At 72.1% G+C, this 20,759-nt stretch carries 17 protein-coding genes and 3 pseudogenes; 11 read left to right on the top strand and 9 right to left on the bottom strand.

Annotation, left to right across the window (positions count from 1 at the left end; translation table 11 throughout):
• Positions 1-27: 27 nt before the first annotated feature.
• The 3 genes and pseudogenes from QQK45_RS17220 to QQK45_RS17215 form a co-directional block, all read right to left on the bottom strand.
• A complete protein-coding gene (locus tag QQK45_RS17220) occupies positions 28-282 on the bottom strand; it encodes a hypothetical protein (protein WP_284294301.1) in 255 nt (84 codons plus the stop codon).
• 191 nt (positions 283-473) lie between these two features.
• Positions 474-569, bottom strand: a pseudogene (locus QQK45_RS23405) (sigma factor-like helix-turn-helix DNA-binding protein); the annotation flags it as partial.
• Between the two features lie 152 nt (positions 570-721).
• Entirely contained in the window at positions 722-874 is a 153-nt protein-coding gene (locus QQK45_RS17215; RefSeq protein WP_284294300.1) for a sigma factor, read from the bottom strand.
• 84 nt (positions 875-958) lie between these two features.
• Here QQK45_RS17215 and QQK45_RS17210 point away from each other — a divergent pair, with 84 nt between their 5' ends.
• Entirely contained in the window at positions 959-1,291 is a 333-nt protein-coding gene (locus tag QQK45_RS17210) for a hypothetical protein (RefSeq protein WP_284294299.1), read from the top strand.
• A 90-nt stretch (positions 1,292-1,381) separates the two neighbouring features.
• On the opposite strand, the gene QQK45_RS17205 is transcribed toward QQK45_RS17210, so the two are convergent.
• On the bottom strand, positions 1,382-2,233 hold the full coding sequence (locus QQK45_RS17205; protein ID WP_284294298.1) for a hypothetical protein: 852 nt from the start codon (positions 2,231-2,233) through the stop codon (positions 1,382-1,384).
• Between the two features lie 545 nt (positions 2,234-2,778).
• On the opposite strand from QQK45_RS17205, the gene glgX reads away from it, so the two are divergent.
• The 3 genes from glgX (at position 2,779) to QQK45_RS17190 (ending at position 7,253) form a co-directional block, all read left to right on the top strand.
• On the top strand, positions 2,779-4,968 hold the full coding sequence (gene glgX / locus QQK45_RS17200) for a glycogen debranching protein GlgX (RefSeq protein ID WP_284294297.1): 2,190 nt from the start codon (positions 2,779-2,781) through the stop codon (positions 4,966-4,968).
• A 312-nt stretch (positions 4,969-5,280) separates the two neighbouring features.
• Complete coding sequence (locus QQK45_RS17195) at positions 5,281-6,354, top strand: IS110 family RNA-guided transposase (RefSeq protein ID WP_284294232.1); 1,074 nt, start codon at positions 5,281-5,283, stop codon at positions 6,352-6,354.
• 14 nt (positions 6,355-6,368) lie between these two features.
• Complete coding sequence (locus tag QQK45_RS17190) at positions 6,369-7,253, top strand: PPK2 family polyphosphate kinase (protein ID WP_284294296.1); 885 nt, start codon at positions 6,369-6,371, stop codon at positions 7,251-7,253.
• 15 nt (positions 7,254-7,268) lie between these two features.
• Here QQK45_RS17190 and zapE read toward each other — a convergent pair whose 3' ends face one another.
• Positions 7,269-8,372: a cell division protein ZapE gene (gene zapE, locus QQK45_RS17185; RefSeq protein ID WP_431310347.1), complete on the bottom strand. Its 1,104-nt coding sequence runs from the start codon at positions 8,370-8,372 to the stop codon at positions 7,269-7,271.
• A complete protein-coding gene (locus tag QQK45_RS17180) occupies positions 8,372-8,698 on the bottom strand; it encodes a hypothetical protein (RefSeq protein ID WP_284294294.1) in 327 nt (108 codons plus the stop codon). Before QQK45_RS17180 ends, zapE begins: the two co-directional genes overlap by 1 nt.
• A 400-nt stretch (positions 8,699-9,098) precedes the next feature.
• Here QQK45_RS17180 and QQK45_RS17175 point away from each other — a divergent pair, with 400 nt between their 5' ends.
• Positions 9,099-9,626 (top strand): hypothetical protein, encoded by a 528-nt coding sequence (locus QQK45_RS17175; protein WP_284294293.1) that lies wholly within the window; start codon positions 9,099-9,101, stop codon positions 9,624-9,626.
• 78 nt (positions 9,627-9,704) lie between these two features.
• Positions 9,705-10,955: a carboxylate--amine ligase gene (locus tag QQK45_RS17170; protein ID WP_284294292.1), complete on the top strand. Its 1,251-nt coding sequence runs from the start codon at positions 9,705-9,707 to the stop codon at positions 10,953-10,955.
• On the opposite strand, the gene QQK45_RS17165 is transcribed toward QQK45_RS17170, so the two are convergent.
• Both QQK45_RS17165 and gndA read right to left on the bottom strand, forming a co-directional pair.
• A complete protein-coding gene (locus tag QQK45_RS17165) occupies positions 10,945-12,114 on the bottom strand; it encodes a DegT/DnrJ/EryC1/StrS family aminotransferase (protein WP_284294291.1) in 1,170 nt (389 codons plus the stop codon). The genes QQK45_RS17170 and QQK45_RS17165 overlap by 11 nt on opposite strands.
• The gene (gene gndA / locus QQK45_RS17160; RefSeq protein ID WP_284294290.1) at positions 12,111-13,547 is read right to left on the bottom strand and encodes an NADP-dependent phosphogluconate dehydrogenase; all 1,437 of its coding nucleotides are present in this window, start codon (positions 13,545-13,547) and stop codon (positions 12,111-12,113) included. The genes QQK45_RS17165 and gndA overlap by 4 nt, the downstream gene beginning before the upstream one ends.
• A 140-nt stretch (positions 13,548-13,687) precedes the next feature.
• Here gndA and QQK45_RS23400 point away from each other — a divergent pair.
• From QQK45_RS23400 to QQK45_RS17145, 3 genes and pseudogenes are all read left to right on the top strand, one after another.
• Positions 13,688-14,280 (top strand): annotated as a pseudogene (locus QQK45_RS23400) (DUF3000 domain-containing protein).
• Positions 14,281-14,365: 85 nt separating this feature from the next.
• Positions 14,366-15,517 (top strand): HRDC domain-containing protein, encoded by a 1,152-nt coding sequence (locus QQK45_RS17150; RefSeq protein ID WP_348525270.1) that lies wholly within the window; start codon positions 14,366-14,368, stop codon positions 15,515-15,517.
• A gap of 53 nt (positions 15,518-15,570) precedes the next feature.
• Positions 15,571-16,569, top strand: coding sequence for a lipid II:glycine glycyltransferase FemX (locus QQK45_RS17145; protein WP_284294289.1), 999 nt, complete (start codon positions 15,571-15,573; stop codon positions 16,567-16,569).
• Between the two features lie 92 nt (positions 16,570-16,661).
• Here the strand turns inward: QQK45_RS17145 and QQK45_RS17140 are convergent, their stop codons facing one another.
• Positions 16,662-17,123 carry an SRPBCC family protein gene (locus tag QQK45_RS17140; RefSeq protein WP_284294288.1) on the bottom strand — a complete coding sequence of 154 codons (462 nt, stop codon included), beginning with the start codon at positions 17,121-17,123 and terminating at the stop codon, positions 16,662-16,664.
• Positions 17,124-17,274: 151 nt separating this feature from the next.
• Here QQK45_RS17140 and QQK45_RS17135 point away from each other — a divergent pair.
• A pseudogene (locus tag QQK45_RS17135) lies at positions 17,275-18,512 on the top strand (thiolase family protein).
• A 50-nt stretch (positions 18,513-18,562) separates the two neighbouring features.
• Complete coding sequence (locus tag QQK45_RS17130) at positions 18,563-20,686, top strand: 3-hydroxyacyl-CoA dehydrogenase NAD-binding domain-containing protein (protein ID WP_284294287.1); 2,124 nt, start codon at positions 18,563-18,565, stop codon at positions 20,684-20,686.
• The last annotated feature ends 73 nt before the right edge of the window (positions 20,687-20,759 follow it).

Genomic DNA, 20,759 nt, shown 5'->3' with positions numbered 1-20,759 from the left:
TCGGCCGGGGCCGCGTCGCGGGGCCGTTCAGTCCACGACGAGCGACATCGTCGCGAGGACCTCAGGGTCGGCGATGAGCTCGATCTCGCGGACGTGGCCACCGACGACCTGGAACGCGAACGCGACCTTGACCTCGTCGCCCGCGACCCACGCGAGGCCCGGCTCGCCGTCGACCCACGTGAGCCTCGCCCCGCGCGCTCCCCACGGAAGCGGGCAGCGACGGCGCCCGCGCCGTCGTACACCGGGCGCGCGCCCATCCGCTGGCCGGCCCCGTCCGCCCACATCACGACGTCGGGCGCGAGCAGATCGAGCAGCTCCCCCAGCTCACCGCCGTGCGCAGCCGCGAGGAACGCGTCGACGACCTCCTTGCTCTCGGCACGCGCTCTCCGCTCGGCGTCGGGCTCGGGGGCACCGCGGAGCTTGCGGCGGGCGCGGCTGGCGAGCTGGCGGACGGCCGTCTGCGACCGGCCGAGGAACCCGGTGATCTCGTCGAACGAGTAGCCGAACACGTCGTGGAGGACGAAGGCGGCCCGCTCCGCGGGAGCCAGCGTGTCGAGCACGAGCTGCATCGCGCCGCCCACCTGGTCGGCGAGCAGCGCGTCGGCCTCGGGGTCGACGGGCACGGCCTCGGCGATCGACTTCCGACCCGCCGCACCCTCGGCCGCGGTGCGCGTCTGCCGACGTCGCAGCCGGTCGAGGCACAGCCGTGTGACGACGGTGGTCAACCAGGCAGGCGGGTCATCGACCCCTCCGCCTGGTCGAGGCGCAACCACGCCTCCTGGACCACGTCGTCCGCCTCGGCGCTCGCACCGAGGATCCTGGTCGCCACGGCGGTCAGCCGTGCCCGCTCGGTCTCGAACCCGGTCGCGTCCATCTCGTTCACAGTGCCCTGACGCGCGCCGACACCGCAACGTGACCGAGGCACAGAGGTGCTCGGCGCGTCCCGTACGCTCGGCGTGTGACGACCCCCGCTCTCCCGGACTCCACCCTCGCTCCCGAACGCACGAGCGACGGCGCAGTCGCGGTCTCCCCGGCGATGCGGCAGGCCAAGCAGGAGGCTCAGGCGTCGCACGTCACCATCGGGACCGCCGTCGAGCACGCAGACGGACGGATCACGATCGGGTGCTCGTGCGGCATGACCCTCACCAACGGGCCCGGTTGGTCGCTCGACGAGCACATCCGGCTGCACCGGGCAGAAGCACGGTACGTCGCCCTCAGCCACGCGGCCCCCGCTGGGATGCCGCGCCTGGTCCTGGTCGGCGCGGACCGCCTGCCGACCGACACACCCTGACTCCGACCCGGACGCTCAAGACGACGAGCGGGGCCTCACCACGTCGTGATGAGACCCCGCCGCCAGGAGCCGGTCAGGAGGAGGCGCCCGTCAGCCGACCTTGACGACCCGCACGGCGGACGTCTTCGCGGTGCGCGTGCTGCTGCCCGCGTACACGACGCGGTAGGACGTCGTCTTCGCGACCTTCACGGTCTTCGACCAGGTGCCCTTGCTGGTCACCTTGACGGTCGCGACCTTCGACCAGGACTTGGCGCCCTTGGCCTTCTTCTGGACCACGAGCTTCGTGCCCTTCGGCAGCTTCGTCTTCGTGTACCAGTGCTTCGAGTCGGCGCGCAGGTACGTCGCCTTGCCCGAGAGCTTCACGGTGTGGTTCTTCTTCACGTGCGTCGCCGACACCGACGGCTTGGTGAGCGACGTGGGCGTCTTGACGTAGTACGCCGCCGAGACGGTCTTCTTGACGTTGAGGTCGCCTGCGGCGCTGATCGTGTACCGGCTCGCGTACAGCTCGACCGACAGCTTGCACTTGCCGCTGGCCGAGTAGTAGCGGATCGAACCGGACTTCGTGTTCTTGAAGGTCGCGGGGAGGGTGAAGGTCCGCGACTTCGTGTAGAAGTCCGAGACGTAGCTGCCGGCGCAGGTCGCCGACCCCGTGCTCTTGACGTAGATCCAGTACTTCACCGGGACGGTGCCGGCGTCGCTGCCGTCCGAGTACGTGTCGTGGAACGGCGCCGGCACCGTGACGGTGACCTTGACCGCGTCCTTGATCGTGTACTTGCCGGGCTTGTTCGTCAGGTCCTTGACCGCCAGCTTGACGCTGACACCCTGGGACTTGGCGCTCGTCGTGTGGGTCGCGGCGTTCGCCGAGAGCGCCGGGGCGGAGACGAGTCCGACGGCGAGGGCCGTGGTGATGGCGCCTGCGACGGCGCGCTTCAACGTTCGCATGCAGAGAATCCCCTCGTGATGCACGTGCTGCCGACGACCTCGGTCGCCGGCGTGCGGCCCGGGCGGGCCGCGCACATCATGGCGCATCACGTCACGCGAACGTGCGGCGTCTCACCGCCGTGAGCAGATGAAACACAGGCTCGGGAGTCAGAGCTCGTCCGGGTCGTCCCACGACGTGCCGGACGAGGCGCCCTCGATCGGGTGCAGCTCGGTCGCAGACAGCGACTGGGGGCGCGGGAGGCGTCGCCTCCGGCGAGGAGCTCGCGCCGTCGCTCGCTCGACAGCTTGCTGTCGTCGTCGGTGGCCAGGGTCCCGTGAGCCGTCGTCCTCCGCTCGGTGGCGGTGGTGCGGCCGGCGGTCCGTTCGGTGCTCATACCTCGGGTCTACCAGGTCCGGCGACGGCCTGCGCGCATCCACCACGCCTGGGCCCGGACCGTCACGCAAGGTTCACCCGCACGTGACGCGGCCGACTCATCGCGCGCCAGTCGTGCCCCTGACCGTCCCCTTCCGAGTCGCCGCACCGGCAGGGGTGGCACGCTGGGCCCATGGATCTCTGGCCCGGTCACTCCTACCCGCTCGGCGCGACGTTCGACGGAACCGGCACGAACTTCGCCCTGTTCTCCGAGGTCGCCGACAAGGTCGAGCTCTGCCTGCTGAACGACGACGGGACGGAGGAGCGCCTCGCGCTGCGCGAGGTCGACGCCCACGTGTGGCACGGCTTCCTGCCGGGCGTGGGCCCGGGCACCCGCTACGGGTACCGGGTGCACGGGCCGTTCGACCCGGCGAAGGGGCTCCGGAGCGACCCCAGCAAGCTGTTGCTCGACCCCTACGCGAAGGCCGTCGACGGCATGATCGACGGCGACGAGTCGCTGTTCTCCTACCGGTTCGACGACCCGACCAAGCTCAACACCGCCGACTCCGCCGCTCACACCATGCACTCGGTGGTCATCAACCCGTACTTCGACTGGGGCCACGACAGGCCGCCGAACCGGGACTACCACGACAGCGTGATCTACGAGGCGCACGTGCGCGGCATGACGATGCAGCACCCGAAGGTGCCCGAGCACCTGCGCGGCACGTACGCGGGCATGGCGCACCCGGCGGTCCTGGAGCACCTCACGCGGCTCGGTGTCACGGCGGTCGAGCTCATGCCCGTGCACCAGTTCGTCGACGACCCCGTCCTGCGCGAGCGCGGGCTGTCGAACTACTGGGGCTACAACACGATCGGGTTCTTCGCCCCGCACAACGGCTACACGGCCTACGGGACCCGGGGCCAGCAGGTCCTCGAGTTCAAGGCCATGGTCAAGGCGTTGCACGAGGCGGGCATCGAGGTGCTGCTCGACGTCGTCTACAACCACACCGCCGAGGGCAACCACCAGGGACCGACCCTGAGCTTCCGGGGGATCGACAACGCGGCCTACTACCGCCTCGTCGACGGTGACGAGGCGCACTACTTCGACACCACGGGCACGGGCAACTCGCTCCTCATGCGGTCGCCACAGGTGCTTCAGATGATCATGGACTCCCTGCGCTACTGGGTGGAGGAGATGCACGTCGACGGGTTCCGGTTCGACCTCGCCGCGACCCTCGCCCGGCAGTTCCACGAGGTCGACCGCCTGTCGGCGTTCTTCGACCTGGTGCACCAGGACCCGGTGGTCTCCCAGGTCAAGCTCATCGCCGAGCCGTGGGACCTTGGCGACGGCGGCTACCAGGTCGGCGGGTTCCCTCCCCTGTGGACGGAGTGGAACGGGAAGTACCGCGACACCGTGCGGGACTTCTGGCGTGGGGAGCCGTCGACCCTGCCCGAGTTCGCGAGCCGTCTCACCGGGTCGTCGGACCTGTACGAGCACAGCGGCCGCAAGCCCATCGCGTCGATCAACTTCGTGACCGCCCACGACGGGTTCACGCTGCACGACCTCGTCACGTACGACGAGAAGCACAACGAGGCCAACGGCGAGGACAACAAGGACGGCGAGTCGTACAACCGGTCGTGGAACTGCGGGATCGAGGGCGAGACGACGGACAAGGACGTCGTCCGGCTCCGGCGGCGTCAGCAACGCAACTTCCTCGCCACCCTCATGCTCTCGCAGGGCGTGCCGATGATCGGTCACGGCGACGAGATCGGCCGCACCCAGGGCGGGAACAACAACGGCTACTGCCAGGACAACCCGACGACATGGGTCGACTGGGACCTGAACGACGACCGGCGTGCGCTGCTGGAGTTCGCACGGGAGGCCGTCGCCCTCCGCAGGGCGCACCCCCTCCTGCACCGGCGAGGGTTCTTCACGGGTCGCGCCGACATCGAGCCCGGGTCGGGCGACGTGGACGCGGACGGGGTCCTCGACGACGACATCGGGACGGAGGGGCGGGCGGCGACGTCGGGTGCCGACCCCGCCGACATCGAGTGGCTCGACCTCACCGGCGACCGGATGGACTCCACGGACTGGCAGCAGAGCTTCGCCCGGTCCGTCATGGTGTTCCTCAACGGCGACACGATCCCCGAGACGGACCGCCGGGGCGAGCGCATCGTCGACGACTCGTTCCTCATCCTCCTCAACGCCCACTCCGACGTGCTCGCCTTCCACCTGCCCGACGACTCCTTCGGCAAGGCGTGGACCGTGCGGCTCGACACCGACGGGTCGACGCGGCCCGGGTCACGCGTCCTCGCCGGCGCGACGCTGCGCGTCACGGGCCGGAGCGTCATCGTCCTGTCACGCCCGTCGGAGCTCGCATGACGGCACCGGGCGCCACCCGGCCCGCCGGGCCGGACGACGGCCCGGCCGGGGATGCGAGCCTCCACGCTGCCGGGGGCGGCCGTCGTCCGTAGGCTCGCATCAGTGTCAGGGTGAGGGCGCCGCGTTGCGGTGGTTGGATCCCTTGTCATCCGGTGACTGGCTCATAGGCTCGCTGCCGCCGGCGGGTTGGCCAGCATGCGTTTTGCCGTCACCGGGTGGGAAGGGACCGGCCGGCGTGACTTGATAGGAGCGTGGCATCACCCCCACTGAGGTGTGTCCGCCGACCGGTCCAACCGTCCAGTCACTGATCAGGTGAAGGAGGCAACCCCCATGGTTGTCGTGGTTGGCACTGATGTCCACAAGAGGTCCCACACGTTCGTCGCGGTCGACGAGGCCGGTAAGAAGCTCGGCGAGCTCACGGTCAAGGCCGTGCCCCGAGGCCATGACAAGGCCCTGCGGTGGGCCCAAGCCCGGTTCGGGACCGAGGTGGTGTGGGGGATCGAGGACTGCCGGCATCTGTCGGCGCGGCTGGAGCTGGACCTGCTGGCCGCGGGTGCGCGGGTGGTGCGGGTCGCACCGAAGATGATGGCCGTCCAGCGTCGGGTGGCGCGCACGCGGGGCAAGTCCGACCCGATCGACGCATTGGCGGTCGCGCACGCGGTGCTGCGCACCCCGGACCTGCCGGTCGCGTCCCATGACGAGGCGTCTAGGGAGGTCAAGCTGCTGGTGGACCACCGTGAGTCGTTGGTGCGTCAGCGCACCGCGATCGTGAACCGGTTGCGGTGGCATCTGCACCGGGTCGATCCCGAGATCGATCCGGCACCCAAGTCGTTGAACCTCAAGGGCACCCGCGCCCGCCTGCTCGCCCGGCTCTCGGACGTGGGCGGGATCGACGCACGGTTGGCCCGTGAGCTGCTCGAGGACGTCGCCTCTCTGACCGGGCGCGCGAACGAGCTGGAGCGGGAGATCGGCGCGCTGGTCCGTGCCCAGGCTCCCGCACTGCTCGAGGTTGCGGGGTGCGGGGAGCTGACCGCGGCCAAGCTCTACGGCGAGACCGCCGGGGTGGCGCGGTTCGCCGACGAGGCGAAGTTCGCGATGCACGCCGGGGTCGCACCGATCCCGGTCTGGTCTGGTTCCACTCGGGGCAGGGTGCGGCTGAACAAGGCAGGCAACCGGCAGCTGAACACCGCGCTGCACCGGATCGCGGTCACCCAGCTGCAGCGACCCGGGCTGGGCAGGGCCTACTACGACAAGCGCCTGGCCGCCGGCGACTCCAGGACAGAGGCCCTGCGCTGCCTCAAACGACGCCTCGCCCGCATCGTGTTCAACACCCTCAAGAACAACCCGTCAACCGCGACCGCGACTTGCCACGCGACCGCGGCTTGACATAGGAGAAACCCATGGGTCACGGCAAGCACGGACGCAAGGCCACGAGCAAGCACGATGGCTGGGACGTGACGCCGGCCGACGCCCTGCGCGTCGCACCCGGCTTCGACCTGGCGGGCTTCGACCACGCATCGACGCCCGGCTGGAAGCACGGGCGCAAGGCCGGCGAGGCGCTCGTCGCCCGCCACGCCGCCGAGCTCTCGGAGCTCCAGGAGCGCCTGTTCGCGGAGGGGCGGTCGGGCGGCGCCCGGTCGGTGCTCCTCGTGCTCCAGGGCATGGACACCGCCGGCAAGGGCGGCATCGTGCGCCACGTCGTCGGGCTCGTGGACCCCCAGGGGGTCGCGCACCGGTCGTTCGGCGTGCCCACGTCCGAGGAAGCGCGGCACCACTATCTGTGGCGGATCCGGCGCGCGCTGCCCCGACCCGGGTACATCGGGGTGTTCGACCGGTCGCACTACGAGGACGTCCTGGTGGTGCGGGTCGACGAGCTCGTCCCGGCCGACGTGTGGGAGAAGCGGTACGACGAGATCAACCGCTTCGAGGAGCGGCTCGTCGAGGCCGGGACTACGGTCGTGAAGGTCGCGCTGCTCGTCTCCCCGGAGGAGCAGAAGAAGCGCCTGCTCGAACGCCTCGACCGCCCCGACAAGTACTGGAAGTACAACCCGGGCGACGTCGACTCGCGGCTGAGGTGGCCCGCCTACCAGGAGGCATATCAGGCCGTCCTGGACCGGACGAACACCGAGGTCGCGCCCTGGTACGCCGTCCCGGCGGACCGCAAGTGGTTCGCGCGGCTCGCCGTCTCCGAGCTGCTCCTGGACGCGCTGCGCCGCCTCGACCTCGGCTGGCCGCCCGCGGACTTCGACGTCGACGCGGAGCGCGCGCGGCTGCTCGCGACCTGACGGCCCGGCGCGGCGCTAGGCCGCGAGCGCGGCGACGCGCGTCCGACCGTCCTCGGCGAGTGCGCCGAGGCGCGACAGCGCCCGGAAGTACTTCTTGCGGTATCCGCCCGCGAGCATCTCAGGGGTGAACAGCCCGCGGTCCCCGCCGCCCAGCAGCACCGGCACGTCGCGGTCGTAGAGGCGGTCGACGAGCACGACGAGGCGCAGCCCGACGTTCTGGTCGGTCACGGGGTGGACGCCGGTCAGCGCGAGGAGCTCGACGCCGTCGAGCAGCGCGCCGTAGCGGCTCGGGTGCACGTGCGCGAGGTGCGCGACGAGCGTGTCGAAATCGTCGAGCCGCGCCCCCTCGACCGACTCGGCCGCCGCACGGACGGCGTCGGCGGGCACGTCGGGCGCCTTCGTGACCGTGGGACGGTGCCGGTAGTCGGGGCCGTCGATGCGCAGCACGTCGAACCGGGACGACAGCGCCTGGATCTCACGCAGGAAGTCCTCGGCGGCGAACCGGCCCTCGCCCAGCGACTCCGGGAGCGTGTTGGACGTCGCGGCGAGCGCGACGCCGCGATCCGCGAGCTCGCGCAGCAGGCGGGACATGAGGACCGTGTCGCCCGGGTCGTCGAGCTCGAACTCGTCGATGCACACGAGCGTCTTCGTGGCGAGCGCGTCGACGGTCTGACGGAACCCGAGCGCGCCCACGAGGTTCGTGTACTCGACGAACGTCCCGAACGCCGTCCGCTCGAGCCCCACCTCGTGGGCGAGGGAGGCGAGCAGGTGCGTCTTGCCGACACCGAAGCCGCCGTCCAGGTACACCGCGGGCGGCGTCTGCTTCTTGGCCCGCTTGAACAGCCCGCCCGACCGGGGCTTCACGAGGACCTGAGCCACCTCCTGCAGGCGCGCCAGCGCAGCCTGCTGGGTCGGGAAGTCCGGGTTGGCCCGGTACGTGCCGAACCGTGCGGCGGCGAAGTGCCGCGGCGGGACGAGGTCGGCGAGCAGACGGTCCGGGGAGACCTGCGGGACGACGTCGCTCAGCGCGGGGACAGGAGTGGTCACGACCGTCCAGGGTACGTCGGGTCGGGTGGCGCTCGCTGTGACGCACGTCTCGACCGGCCCGACGAAGGCCATCATCGGCCGCGCGGCGCCACACGGACGAGCTGCGGCGAGCCAGGGTCGTCGAGCACACCGCGGACGGCGGCCGCGACCTCGTCGTGGCCGAGCTCCGCGTCGGGGTCGAGGTTGCGCTCGTCCCCCGCGACGGCGGCGAGGAAGGACACCTCGTGGAACCGCACCCCGGGCTGCTCCGCGGCGACCGCGCGCAGGAGCATCCGCTGCGCCGCGCCGGTCACGTTGATCGGCCCCGAGCCGGGCATCGGCTCGTCCGCGGCGGCGCCGTTCGTCGTGAGGTACACGGCGTCGTCCTGCCCGGCGATCAGCGGCACGTACACCTGCATGGCGCGCAGGTGCGCGGTGAGGTGGTCGTCGAGGGCGCGCTGCCAGGCGTCGGGGGGACGTCGAGCAACCGTGGCCCGATGCTCCAGCCCCCAGGGACGCCACGACCGCCGACGGCGCCGGGTCGAGCCGGGCCAGGGTGGGGGCGACGCCCGCGGGGCCGGACGGGTCGAGCGGGACGACGACGAGGCGACCGGTCGCGTCGGCGAGCGTCACGGCCAGGTCGTCGAGCGACCCGGGCCGACGGGTCGGGACGGCGACCGTCCAGCCGCGCCGCACCAGGTCCGTCACGACGATCCGTCCGAGGAAGCCCGCTCCCCCGGCCGCCACCACCGTCCGCGAGCCCGCACCCATGCCCCCACCCTAGGAGCCCGCCAGGCGGCGCGCCGCTAAGGTCGGGGCATGACCGAGAACGCCCCCGCCCCGCAGCCCGCCGCGTCCGCCTCCCGGACCGTCCTCGTCCTCGCCGAGGACGCGCTCGCCCCCGCCGACGTCCAGCACATCGTCGGCATGCACCCGGACGACGACCTGCGGTACGAGGTGCTCGTCCCCGCCGACTCGGAGCGGAACTTCGCGGTCGAGCTCATCGACCACCTCAGCGTGGGCGAGCTCAAGCAGGCGTGGCACGACCTGCGCCGCGACGTGCCCTCGAAGCCGCAGGCCGAGAAGACGGCGGAGCAGCAGGTCGCCGACACGGAGGCGTTGTTCGCGGCCGCCGGCCGCGACGCGTCGGGGGTCGTCACCGCGGACGACCCGCTGCCCACCGTGCGGGAGCGCGCCGCCCGGGGCGACGTCCTCGAGCTCGTCGTCGTGACGTACCCGCACGCGGTCGAGGACACGTTCCACCGCGACTGGGCCTCGCGGGCCCGCGAGGAGCTCGACGACCTGCCGGTCCTGCACCTCTACGCGGGCACGAGCGAGATCGGCTGAGCGGCGAGCCGATAGGGTGCACTTCGGGCGTCGCTCGGCGATGACCCACCCACCCCCGACGAACGGATTCCGCTCCGCATGGCCCCCTCGCGACCTCGCACGTACGGGAACGACGACTTCGTCCCGGTCATCCTGGGTACGGGCATCAACGCCTACAACATCGCCCGCTCTCTGCACCAGGCCTTCGGTGTGCGCTCCCTCGCGCTGGGCAGGTTCGCCCTGCGCGAGACGGCCCACTCGCGGATCCTCGACGTGCGCGCCTACCGGTCCTTCGAAGAGCCGGACTTCGTCGTCGCCACGCTCCAGGAGCTCGCGGCCGAGCTCGGAGACCGGACGCTCGTCCTCGTCCCGACCATCGAGTTCTACACGAACGTGGTGCTCGACCACCGGGCCGAGCTCGACGGGCTGTACCGGATCCCGCTCGTCGACAAGGCGCTCGCCCAGCGGCTCATCAACAAGACGGACTTCTACCGGACCCTCGCCGACCTGGGCGTGCCGCACCCGGCCACCGTGATCGTCACGCCCCAAACGGCCGGCGACTCGCGGCTCGGCGAGGACCTGCCGTTCCCGTACCCGGTGATCCTCAAGCCGTCGGACACGGACGTCTACCCGCGCCTGCACTTCGCGGGCAAGCAGAAGGTCTACCTCCTGCACGACGCCGCCGGGGTCCGCGAGACCACGCGGCGGATCTACGCGGCGGGCTACGACGACGACCTCGTGGTCCAGGAGTACATCACCGGTGACGAGTCGGTCATGCGGGTCGCCAACACGTACTCCGACCAGCACGGTCGCATGCAGTTCGTGTCCGTGGGCCAGGTGGCCCTGACCGAGTACAACCCTGCGCTCGTGGGCAACAACAACGCGATCGTCACGTTCGACGACCCCGAGCTGGCGTCGTCGATCCGCAACCTGCTCGACGCGATCGGGTACGTGGGGGCCGCGAACTTCGACGTGATGCACGACCGGCGCACGGGCACGAGCAAGATCCTCGAGCTCAACCTGCGCCAGGGCGCCACGAGCTACTACACGATGGCCGCCGGCGGGAACCTTGCCCGCTACTACGTGGACGACCTCGTGTACGGCCGCTCGCTCACCCCGGTGGCGACGACCGAGGAACGACTCTGGCTCAACGTGCCCTACCCGGTCGTGCGCCACTACGCACCGGCCTCGGTGCGTGGCGCCGTCCGCGCAGCGGCGCGTCGCGGGCGGGTGCACACCCTGCGGTACCGTCCCGACCGTTCGTTCGCCCGAGCGCTCGACATCGCCCGGGTCGACCTGCGGCACACCCTCGACTACGTGAAGTTCGCGAAGGTACGGCTCAACCGGTAGCGAGGACCCGGCGCACGAGGCCGGCCGCACGGCGTGCGTCTCCCGGGGCGACGTTCGTCGGCAGGTTCACGACCCTCGTCACGAGGTCCTCGGTGACCGCGAGCCGACCGTCCCCGGGCGTGTACCCGTACACGCCCGGGTCCTCGACGCCGGGGAACAGCGCGGGGCGGTACCAGCGACCGCCGTAGAACCCTCCGGAGGCCAGGGCGCGCAGGACGGCCTCGGCCGATGCGCCGTCGGGCGCGAAGAACGGGAACCGCACCAAGGGAGCCGGGGCTGCGACCGCCCCGGGGATCTCGACGACACCCGCGAGCTCGCGCAGGTAGACCTCGACCGCGGCGGACCGCCGGTCCTCGTTGGCAGCCAGACCCGGCAGGGCGGCCGCTATCTGCTCGACCATCCAGGCCGACGGCGCCATCGGCTCGTACGGCAGGCCGCCACGGCCCTCGACGGGTGCGATCGCCGGCTCGAAGGCGCCGGCCGCGGTCAGCGCGCCGCGCACCGCACCCGCGACCCCGCCGGGCAGCCGGTTCAGGACCCGGACCTCGGTGCGGTACGCCCGCGCGGCGACGTCGAGGCGCCTGCCCGCCGCCGGCAGGCCCGCCAGCCCGCTGGTGATCGCCGAGCGGAGCACACCGTCGCGCAGCGCCGGCGAGACCCACACCGCACCACCGAACCGGGTCGGGAGCATCTTCTCGACCCCGAACGAGTGCACCGACACGTCCGCGAGGGGCGCGCCGTCGGCCCGGCGCGCCATCCTGCCCACACAGTGTGCACTGTCCTCGACGAGCAGGGCGCCTGCCGCGTCGGCGCGCGCCCGCAGGCCCGCCGTGCCCGCGTCGTCGACGATCCCGAACGTGTGCTGGGCGACGACGGCCCGCGTCGCCGTCGTGACCACGAGCCGGGCAGGGTCGAGCGCGACGGACGCCGGCGACACCTCGCCGTGCGCGGGGCTCAGCCCCGCGGCGACGATCGGGTCGACGGCCGTCGAGCACGTGAAGACCTGGGTCGCCACCTCACCGCCGCCGCGCGCTGCCGCCAGGGCACGGAAGACCACGAGCATGCCGTACCGCGCCTTGAAGACCAGGTGCCAGTCGTCGGGGTCGGTCCCCGTCCGTTCTCCCAGGAGCGCGCGGACCGTCGCCGCGGCTGCGCTCACGCCGTGGTCTCGCTGCGGTCGCCCGACCACTCCGTGTGGAAAGTGCCCTCACGGTCGACCCGGCGGTACGTGTGCGCACCGAAGAAGTCACGCTGCGCCTGGATGAGCGCGGCGGGCAGACGCTCGGCACGCACGCCGTCGTAGTACGACAGCGACGACGCGAACGCCGGCGTCGGGACGCCGTTGAGCGCGGCCTGCGCCACGATCCGGCGCCACGCCGCGAGGCCCTTGCCGACGACGTCCGCGAAGTACGGGTCGGCGATCAGGAGCGGCAGGTTCTCGTCCCGCTCGTAGGCCTCGGTGATCCGGTTGAGGAACTTGGCGCGGATGATGCAGCCACCCCGCCAGATCCGGGCCATGGCACCGCGGTCGATGCCCCAGCCGTACTCGGCGCTCGCGGCGGCGATCTGGTCGAAGCCCTGGGAGTACGCGACGAGCTTCGAGGCGTAGAGCGCGAGACGGACGTCCTCGACAAAGGCGTCGCGGTCCTCGATCTGCCAGGTGCCGGCGTCGCCGGGGAGCGCCGCGCGCGCGGCCTCGCGCTGCGGGACGGACCCGGACAGCGCGCGGGCGAACGTCGCCTCGGCGATGCCGGTGATCGGCACGCCGAGGTCGAGGGCGTTCTGCACGGTCCAGCGGCCGGTGCCCTTCTGCTCGGCCTGGTCGAGGACGACGTCGACGAACGCCTTGCCGGTCTCGGCGTCGACGTGCTGGAGGACGTCGGCGGTGATCTCGATGAGGAACGACTCGAGGTCGCCCTTGTTCCACTGCTCGAAGATCTTGCCGATCCCCGCCGCGGACTCACCGAGCCCGTGCTTGAGGAGGTCGTACGCCTCGGCGATGAGCTGCATGTCGGCGTACTCGATGCCGTTGTGGACCATCTTCACGAAGTGGCCTGCGCCGTCGGGCCCGACCCAGGTGCAGCACGGCGTGCCGTCGACCTTGGCGGAGATGTCCTCGAGGATCGGGCCGAGGGTCGTGTACGACTCCTTGGGGCCGCCGGGCATGATGCTGGGGCCGTTGAGCGCGCCCTCCTCGCCGCCGGACACGCCCATGCCGACGAAGTGGAGGCCGAGCTCGGAGAGCTTGTGCTCCCGGCGGATGGTGTCGGGGAAGTGCGCGTTGCCGCCGTCGATGACGACGTCGCCCTCCTCGAGGTGCGGGATGAGCTCGTCGATGACGGCGTCGGTCGCGGCGCCGGCCTTGACCATGATGACGATCTTGCGGGGGCGCTCGATGGAGGCCACGAAGTCCGCGGTGGACTCCGACGGGACGAAGTCGCCGTCGGTGCCGTGGTCCGCGATGAGCGACTCGGTCTTGGCGTAGGAGCGGTTGTGCACCGCGACGGTGTACCCGTGCCGGGCGAAGTTCCGTGCGAGGTTGCGGCCCATCACAGCGAGGCCAGTGACACCGATCTGTGCGCGTGCGGACATGCTGAAGACTCCTAGGCGTGGTCGGAAGGGAACATCGGGGATGCTCTGAGGCTTCGCTGTCAGGGTAGTCCAGACACGCTCGACGGCGGCACGCCGTCCACCTCCACGAGAACGGCCCCACCTGCACCTACAGTGCCCGTGTGAGTCCGGCCGGCGAGGTGCACGTGCCCGAGGAGTTCCAGCGCGCGCTCCGCTCCTTGCGGGACGTCAGGGTGCGCGCGGACGTCTCCTTGCACGAGATCCCGGCCCCGACACGGGTGGCTCCGTTCGCGCTCGCGCTCACGGGTGAGCTCGCCGGGCACGGCGCCCACGCGACCGATGCCGCTTCGGGGAGGTTCGTCGTCCTGTACGACCCGGACGGCCAGGAGGTCTGGCAGGGGCGGTTCCGCGCGGTGACGATGGTGCGTGCCCCGCTCGAGCGGGACCTGGTGCGCGACCCCTCCTGTCGGAGGTCGCGTGGACGTGGCTGCGTGAGGCCCTGGTCTCGGCGGGTGCGGGGTCGCGCGCGCACGGCGGTACCGTGACACGCGTGATCTCCGAGAGCTTTGGTTCGCTCGCCGACACCCCGGAGGCGGACGAGATCGAGATCCGTGCGTCGTGGACCCCCACGACCCCGGACCTCGCACCCCACCTGCACGCCTGGGCCCACCTCATGGGGTCGGTCGCGGGCCGGCCCGCCCTTCCCGAGGGCGTGACCCCGCTGCGCGCTCGCCGCGCGGGGAGCGGCTCGTGACCCAGGGCACCACCGACGACGCCGTTCCCGCCCCCGAGCCCGACGTCACCCCCTCCGTGAGCCCGCGGGCGGTGTGCCGCGCGTCGTGGCGACGCCGGCCGCCTACCGCGACGCCGTCGACCGGCTGGCGGCGGGCACCGGCCCGGTCGCGGTCGACGCGGAGCGCGCGTCCGGGTACCGGTACGGGCAGCGGACCTACCTGGTGCAGGTGCGCCGCGAGGACGTGGGCACGTTCCTGGTCGACCCCGTCCCGTTCGAGGACCTGCGCGACCTCGGCGGGGCGATCGGCGACGCCGAGTGGGTGCTGCACGCGGCGACGCAGGACCTGCCGGGTCTCGCCGACCTGGGGATGCGCCCGGCGCACGTGTTCGACACCGAGCTCGCTGCCCGGCTGCTCGGGTACGAGCGCGTGGGGCTCGGGGCGGTGGTGGCGCGCGTGCTGGGCCTGGGCCTCGCGAAGGAGCACTCGGCGCAGGACTGGTCGACGCGGCCGCTCCCGGAGGACTGGCTCCGGTACGCGGCCCTCGACGTCGAGCTGCTGGTGCCGCTGCGCGAGCACCTGCTCGCGGAGCTCGCCGAGCAGGGCAAGGCCGACTGGGCGGCGCAGGAGTTCGAGGCGGAGCGCCTCGCACCGCCGGCGCCCCCGCGCGTCGACCCGTGGCGCCGCACGTCGGGCTCGCACACGCTGCGCGACCGGCGGCGGCTCGCCGTCGTCCGCGCGCTGTGGGAGGCCCGGGACGCGAACGCGCGCCTGCGCGACCTGTCCCCCGGCCGGGTCTTGCCGGACCGTGCGATCGTCGCCGCCGCCCAGGCCCTGCCGCGCACCGTGGCGGACCTGACACGCCTGCCCGAGTTCGCGAGCAAGGGCACGAAGCGGCGCGCCCCCGTCTGGCAGCGGGCGATCTCCGAGGCCATGGCGCTCCCTGCGGACGACCTGCCGTCGCTCCGCGGCCCCGGCACGGATGCGCCGCCGCCGGCCCGGGCGTGGGCGGACCGGGACCCCGCCGCGTGGGCACGGCTCGAGGTCGCGCGGCCGCTCGTCGCGCAGATCGCCGAGGACCACCACCTGCCCACCGAGAACCTGCTCCAGCCCGACGCCCTGCGGCGCCTGTGCTGGACGCCGCCCGACCCGTTCACGGTTGACAGCGTCAGCGACTTCCTCCGGGGTCGCGGGGCGCGCGCGTGGCAGATCGAGCTCGTGGCGCAGCCGCTCGTGGACGCGCTGGGCGGCGTCTGAGGGGCGACCCGCGCGGCCACGGGTGGCCCTCCGCGCCGGGTAAGGTTCAGGCCATGCCCGGTTCCTCCCCTCTCGTGACCGTGATCGACGACCAGGCCCTCTGGGACTCCGAGGTCGACCGGCTCGGCGGTCACCCGCTCCAGCTCTGGGGCTGGGGCCAGGTCAAGGCCGACGGCGCCTGGACCTCCCACCACGTCGAGATCTCGCGCGGCGACGAGACGATCGGCCTCGCGCAGGTCCTCGTCCGCCAGCTCCCCGCACCGTTCCGCTCGCTCGCGCACGTCCCCCGCGGCCCCGTGGTCACCGACCCCGCACTGCGGGGCGTGGTGTGCGACGCCGTCGCGAACTGGTGCCGCAAGGAGATCGGCGGCATCTCGGTGACGTTCGAGCCCGACTGGGACGCGTCCGACCCGCTCGAGGTCGCCGGCGCCGTGCCCTCGCCGAACCCGATCCTCTACCCGAAGACGCTCGTCCTCGACCTGGCGAAGACCGAGGACGAGCTGCTGGCCGCGATGTCGCGCACCACGCGCTACGACATCCGCAAGGGGATCCGCACCGGCCTCGACGTCCGCCGCGTCGAGACGGAGGACGAGGTCCGCGGCGTCCTGGACGTCTATCACGAGACCGCCGCGCGCGCCGGGTTCGCCCTGCACGACGACGAGTACTACCTCGCGATCCACCGGTACCTCGGCGACCGCTCGCTCCTGGTCGCCGCGTTCGACGCCGAGGGCAAGCCGTGCTCGTTCGTGTGGGACGTCGTCTCCGCCACGACCGCCTTCGAGCTGTACGGCGGCCAGAACGACGCGGGCCGCTCGCTGCGCGCCAACGCGCCCGTGAAGTGGAAGGCCGTCACGATCTCCCGCGACGCCGGGTTGCGCCGCTACGACATGAACGGCCTGCTCAACGACGGGATCTCCGAGTTCAAGAAGTCGTTCGCGCAGCACGAGGACGAGCTGACCGCGTCGTTCGACGTCCCGTTCTCGCCGCTGTACAGCATGTGGAACAAGGCGCTCCCCCTCGCGAAGAAGGCGGTCCGCAAGGTCCGCGGCTGAGGCCCACCCGCACCACGCCCGACGGCGGCGCTCCCCACCCGCACCACGCCCGACGGCGGCGCTCCCCACCCGGGTGCGCCGCCGTCGCCGTACTACCGCTCGTCGGCCAGGACGGCGTCCAGCTTGCCGAACGTGCGGCGCCACCCCGGGCCGTAGTCGTGCGCCGAGACCCCGACCAGCTCGCCGTGCACGAACCGCATCACGGTGGCGTCGCCGTCGCCCGCCAGTTCCACCGTAACCCGCGACTCGGCGCCCGGCTCGGACTCCCACGACCACGTGAAGTCCAGGACGCTCGGCTCGTCGACGCGGAGGTACGCGCCGCGGGAGGTGTGCGCTTCCCCGCTCGGGTCCCGGAACGAGATCTCGAACCGACCGCCGACGCGGACGTCGAGCTCGGCGGACGTGACGACGCCGTCGGGATCCGATCCCCACCACCTGCTCACGCGCTCGGGATCCGTCCACGCACGCCAGACGACGTCGAGCGGAGCGTCGAACCTGTGGTCGATCTCCACCGAGGAGACGGACGGCGCCGAGGGCTGCGGTCGGACGGTCATGCACCCACCGTAGGGCGCGGCACCGACAGCACCGTGGCGCACGTCACCCCGGCGCGAGGCGGAGTGCGTGGACTTTCCTAGGACTCGCGGTATCGTGTTTCTCGCGTCGACGGACCGCCCAGGACATCGCAGTCCAGATTCAGGAGAAGCAATGACCACCGCCTCCACCCGCCCGACCGTGCGTGACGTCGTCTTCGTCGACGGCGTACGCACCCCGTTCGGCAAGGCCCGCCCCGACGGCCTGTACGCCGGCACCCGCGCCGACGACCTCGCCGTCAAGACCGTGCGCGAGCTGCTGCGCCGCCACCCCGAGCTCCCGCCCGAGCGCATCGACGAGGTCGCGATCGCCGCGACCACGCAGCAGGGCGACCAGGGCCTCACGCTCGGCCGTTCCGTGGCCGTGCTCTCCGGCCTCCCCAAGACCGTCCCCGGCTACGCGATCGACCGCATGTGCGCCGGCGCGATGACCGCCGTCACCACCACCGCCTCCGGGATCATGGCCGGCATGCAGGACGTCGCCCTCGCCGGCGGCGTCGAGCACATGGGTCACCACCCCATGGGCTTCGACGCGGACCCCAACCCCCGGTTCCTCACCGAGCGCCTCGTCGAGGGCGACGCCCTCGTCATGGGCGCCACCGCCGAGAACCTCCACGACCGCTTCCCCCACCTGACCAAGGAGCGCGCCGACGCGTACGGCGTGCAGTCCCAGGCCCGGTACGCGAAGGCGCTCGCGGACGGCAACATCACGCCGGACCTGGTGCCGGTCGCGGTCCGCTCGGAACTCGGCTGGGGCCTGGCCACGGCCGACGAGCTCCCCGCCCCGGCACGACGGCCGAGGCCATCGCGAACCTCAAGACCCCGTTCCGGCCGGGCGGTCGCGTGACCGCCGGCAACGCGTCCCCGCTGACCGACGGCGCGACCATGTCGCTCGTCGCGTCCGGCGAGGTCGCGGACGAGCTCGGCCTCACGCCCCGCATGCGGATGGTGTCGTTCGCGTTCGCCGGGGTCGACCCGGAGATCATGGGCTTCGGCCCGATCCCCTCCACGGAGAAGGCACTCGCCAAGGCGTCCCTGACGATCGACGACATCGGCCTGTTCGAGATCAACGAGGCGTTCGCCGTCCAGGTGCTCGCGTTCCTCGACCACTTCAAGATCGACGACGACGACCCGCGCGTGAACCCGTACGGCGGCGCGATCGCCGTCGGCCACCCGCTCGCGTCGTCGGGCGTGCGGCTCATGACGCAGCTCGCCCGCGAGTTCGAGCAGCACCCCGACGTCCGGTACGGCATCACGACCATGTGCGTCGGCCTCGGCATGGGCGGCACGGTGATCTGGGAGAACCCGAACCACGCCGACTACTCCGGCCACTCCGACGCCACGCGCCGCTGAGTCGACGCCGCCCGCGCACCCAAGAACTCGAACCCAGGGACGGATCACCGATGACCGACACCACCCCCACCCCGCGCGCCGAGCGGGTCACCCACTTCCTCGTGCGCGACGTCGCGCTCCCGGACGACCTCGGCACGCTCGCCCTCGTCACCCTCGACAACGGGCTCGACCACACCAAGCCCACGACCCTCGGCCCGCAGGGCATCGCGGAGCTGCAGGCCGTCGTCGAGCGCCTGCACGAGCGCGCGTCCGCCGGCGAGATCGTCGCCGTCGGCGTGACCGGGAAGCCGTACTTCCTGGCCGCGGGCGCCGACCTCACCCAGGTCGCCGCAGTCACCTCGCGCGGCGACGCCCTCACCCTCGGCCAGGGCGGCCACGCCGCGTACCGGGCGCTGTCGGAGGTCGGCGTCCCGACCTTCGCGTACATCAACGGCGTCGCGCTCGGCGGCGGCCTCGAGATCGCGCTCAACTGCGACTACCGGACCGTCGCGTCCGACGCCGGCGCTCTCGCCCTCCCCGAGACCGGCCTCGGCCTCGTCCCCGGCTGGGGCGGCGCCTACCTCGTGCCGCGGCTCATCGGCGTCCAGAAGGCCCTCGACGTCATCCTCACCCGCCCCGCGCAGAACAAGCCGTTCAAGGCCGCCGAGGCGTACGAGCTCGGCCTCGCCGACGCGATCTTCGACGCCGCCGACTTCCTCGAGGAGTCGATCCGCTGGACCGCGGCGATCCTGCGCGGCGAGATCGTCGTCGAACGCCGGCCCCTCGACGACGAGGCCACCTGGAAGGCGGTCACCGACGCCGCCCGCCAGCGCCTCGACGCCACCGTCCACGGCTCACGCCCCGCCCCCTACCGGGCGCTCGACCTCGTCGCCGCCGCCCGCGACTCCGACAGGACCACGGCGTTCGCCGCCGAGGACGAGGCGCTCGCGGACCTCATCATGACCGACGAGATGCGGGCGAGCGTCTACGCGTTCCAGCTCGTCTCGCACGGCAAGAAGCCCGTCGGCGCGCCGGACCCGTCGCTCGCCCGCCCCGTCACGCGGGTCGGGATCGTCGGTGCGGGGCTCATGGCCGCCCAGATCGCGCTGCTGTTCGCCCAGCGCCTCCAGGTGCCGGTCGTCATGCGCGACATCGACCAGGAGCGCGTCGACAAGGGCCTCGGGTTCGTCCAGTCCCAGCTCGCCCGGCTCGTCTCGACGGGCCGCATGTCCAAGGACACCGCCGCCCGCATCACAGCGCAGGTGCACGGCACGACCGACGTCCAGGACTTCGCGAGCTGCGACTTCGTCATCGAGGCGGTGACCGAGGTGCTGGGGCTCAAGAAGAAGGTCTTCGCGGAGCTGGAGGGCATCGTCTCCCCCGAGACCATCCTCGCGACCAACACCTCGGCCCTGTCGATCACCGAGATGGCCGCTGACCTGCAGCACCCCGAGCGGGTCGTCGGGATCCACTTCTTCAACCCCGTCGCCGCGATGCCGCTCGTCGAGGTCATCCACGCGGAGAAGACGTCCGACGAGGCCCTCGCGACCGCGTTCGCCGTCACCAAGAAGCTCCGCAAGACGTCCGTGCTCGTGAAGGACCGGCCCGGGTTCGTCGTCAACCGGCTCCTCGTGCTCGTCATGGGCAAGATCGTCGAGGCGGTCGAGAACGGGACCTCCGTCGAGGTCGCCGACCACGCCACCGACCCGCTCGGCTTCCCCATGCCGACGTTCGAGCTGTTCGACCTCGTCGGCCCCGCCGTCGGCCTGCACGTGCTGCAGTCCCTGCGCGAGGACCTCGGCGACCGCTTCCCCGCCTCCCCGGGCCTCGAGAAGCTCGTCGCCGACGGGACGCGCGTCGTCCTCGACGCCCCCGCCAAGGGGCTGCCCAAGCCGGTGAACCCGGAGATCCAGGCCGTGTTCGACGGCGACGGTCACGCCCGGACCGGCGAGGTGCTCGACGCCGCCGGCGTGCTCGACGCGACCCTCACCGCCCTCACCCGCGAGATCGGGCTCATGCTCGACGAGGGCGTCGTCGCCACACCGCAGCAGATCGACCTCTGCATGATCCTCGGCGCCGGGTGGCCCTTCCACCTCGGCGGGATCACGCCCTACCTGGACCGCTCGGGCTACTCCGAGCGCATCCTCGGCAAGCGCTTCCTGCCCGACGGCGTCGCCAACGTCCCGCGCGGCTGACGCACCCCGCGCGGAGCACGACGACGGCGCCCGCACCCGCTCCCGGGTGCGGGCGCCGTCGTCGTCGGGCCAG

It is taken from the genome of Luteimicrobium album, from assembly GCF_030161555.1.
Lineage (GTDB): Bacteria > Actinomycetota > Actinomycetes > Actinomycetales > Cellulomonadaceae > Luteimicrobium > Luteimicrobium album.
This window is presented reverse-complemented; position numbering and strand designations above follow the sequence as displayed.

Coding starts and splice junctions, on each gene's coding strand:
- QQK45_RS17215 (WP_284294300.1), bottom strand. CDS start 874: ATGGACGCGACCGGGTTCGAGACCGAGCGGGCACGGCTGACCGCCGTG.
- QQK45_RS17205 (WP_284294298.1), bottom strand. CDS start 2,233: ATGCGAACGTTGAAGCGCGCCGTCGCAGGCGCCATCACCACGGCCCTC.
- glgX (WP_284294297.1), top strand. CDS start 2,779: ATGGATCTCTGGCCCGGTCACTCCTACCCGCTCGGCGCGACGTTCGAC.
- QQK45_RS17190 (WP_284294296.1), top strand. CDS start 6,369: ATGGGTCACGGCAAGCACGGACGCAAGGCCACGAGCAAGCACGATGGC.
- zapE (WP_431310347.1), bottom strand. CDS start 8,372: ATGGCCTTCGTCGGGCCGGTCGAGACGTGCGTCACAGCGAGCGCCACC.
- QQK45_RS17180 (WP_284294294.1), bottom strand. CDS start 8,698: ATGCAGGTGTACGTGCCGCTGATCGCCGGGCAGGACGACGCCGTGTAC.
- QQK45_RS17175 (WP_284294293.1), top strand. CDS start 9,099: ATGACCGAGAACGCCCCCGCCCCGCAGCCCGCCGCGTCCGCCTCCCGG.
- QQK45_RS17170 (WP_284294292.1), top strand. CDS start 9,705: ATGGCCCCCTCGCGACCTCGCACGTACGGGAACGACGACTTCGTCCCG.
- gndA (WP_284294290.1), bottom strand. CDS start 13,547: ATGTCCGCACGCGCACAGATCGGTGTCACTGGCCTCGCTGTGATGGGC.
- QQK45_RS17145 (WP_284294289.1), top strand. CDS start 15,571: ATGCCCGGTTCCTCCCCTCTCGTGACCGTGATCGACGACCAGGCCCTC.
- QQK45_RS17140 (WP_284294288.1), bottom strand. CDS start 17,123: ATGACCGTCCGACCGCAGCCCTCGGCGCCGTCCGTCTCCTCGGTGGAG.
- QQK45_RS17130 (WP_284294287.1), top strand. CDS start 18,563: ATGACCGACACCACCCCCACCCCGCGCGCCGAGCGGGTCACCCACTTC.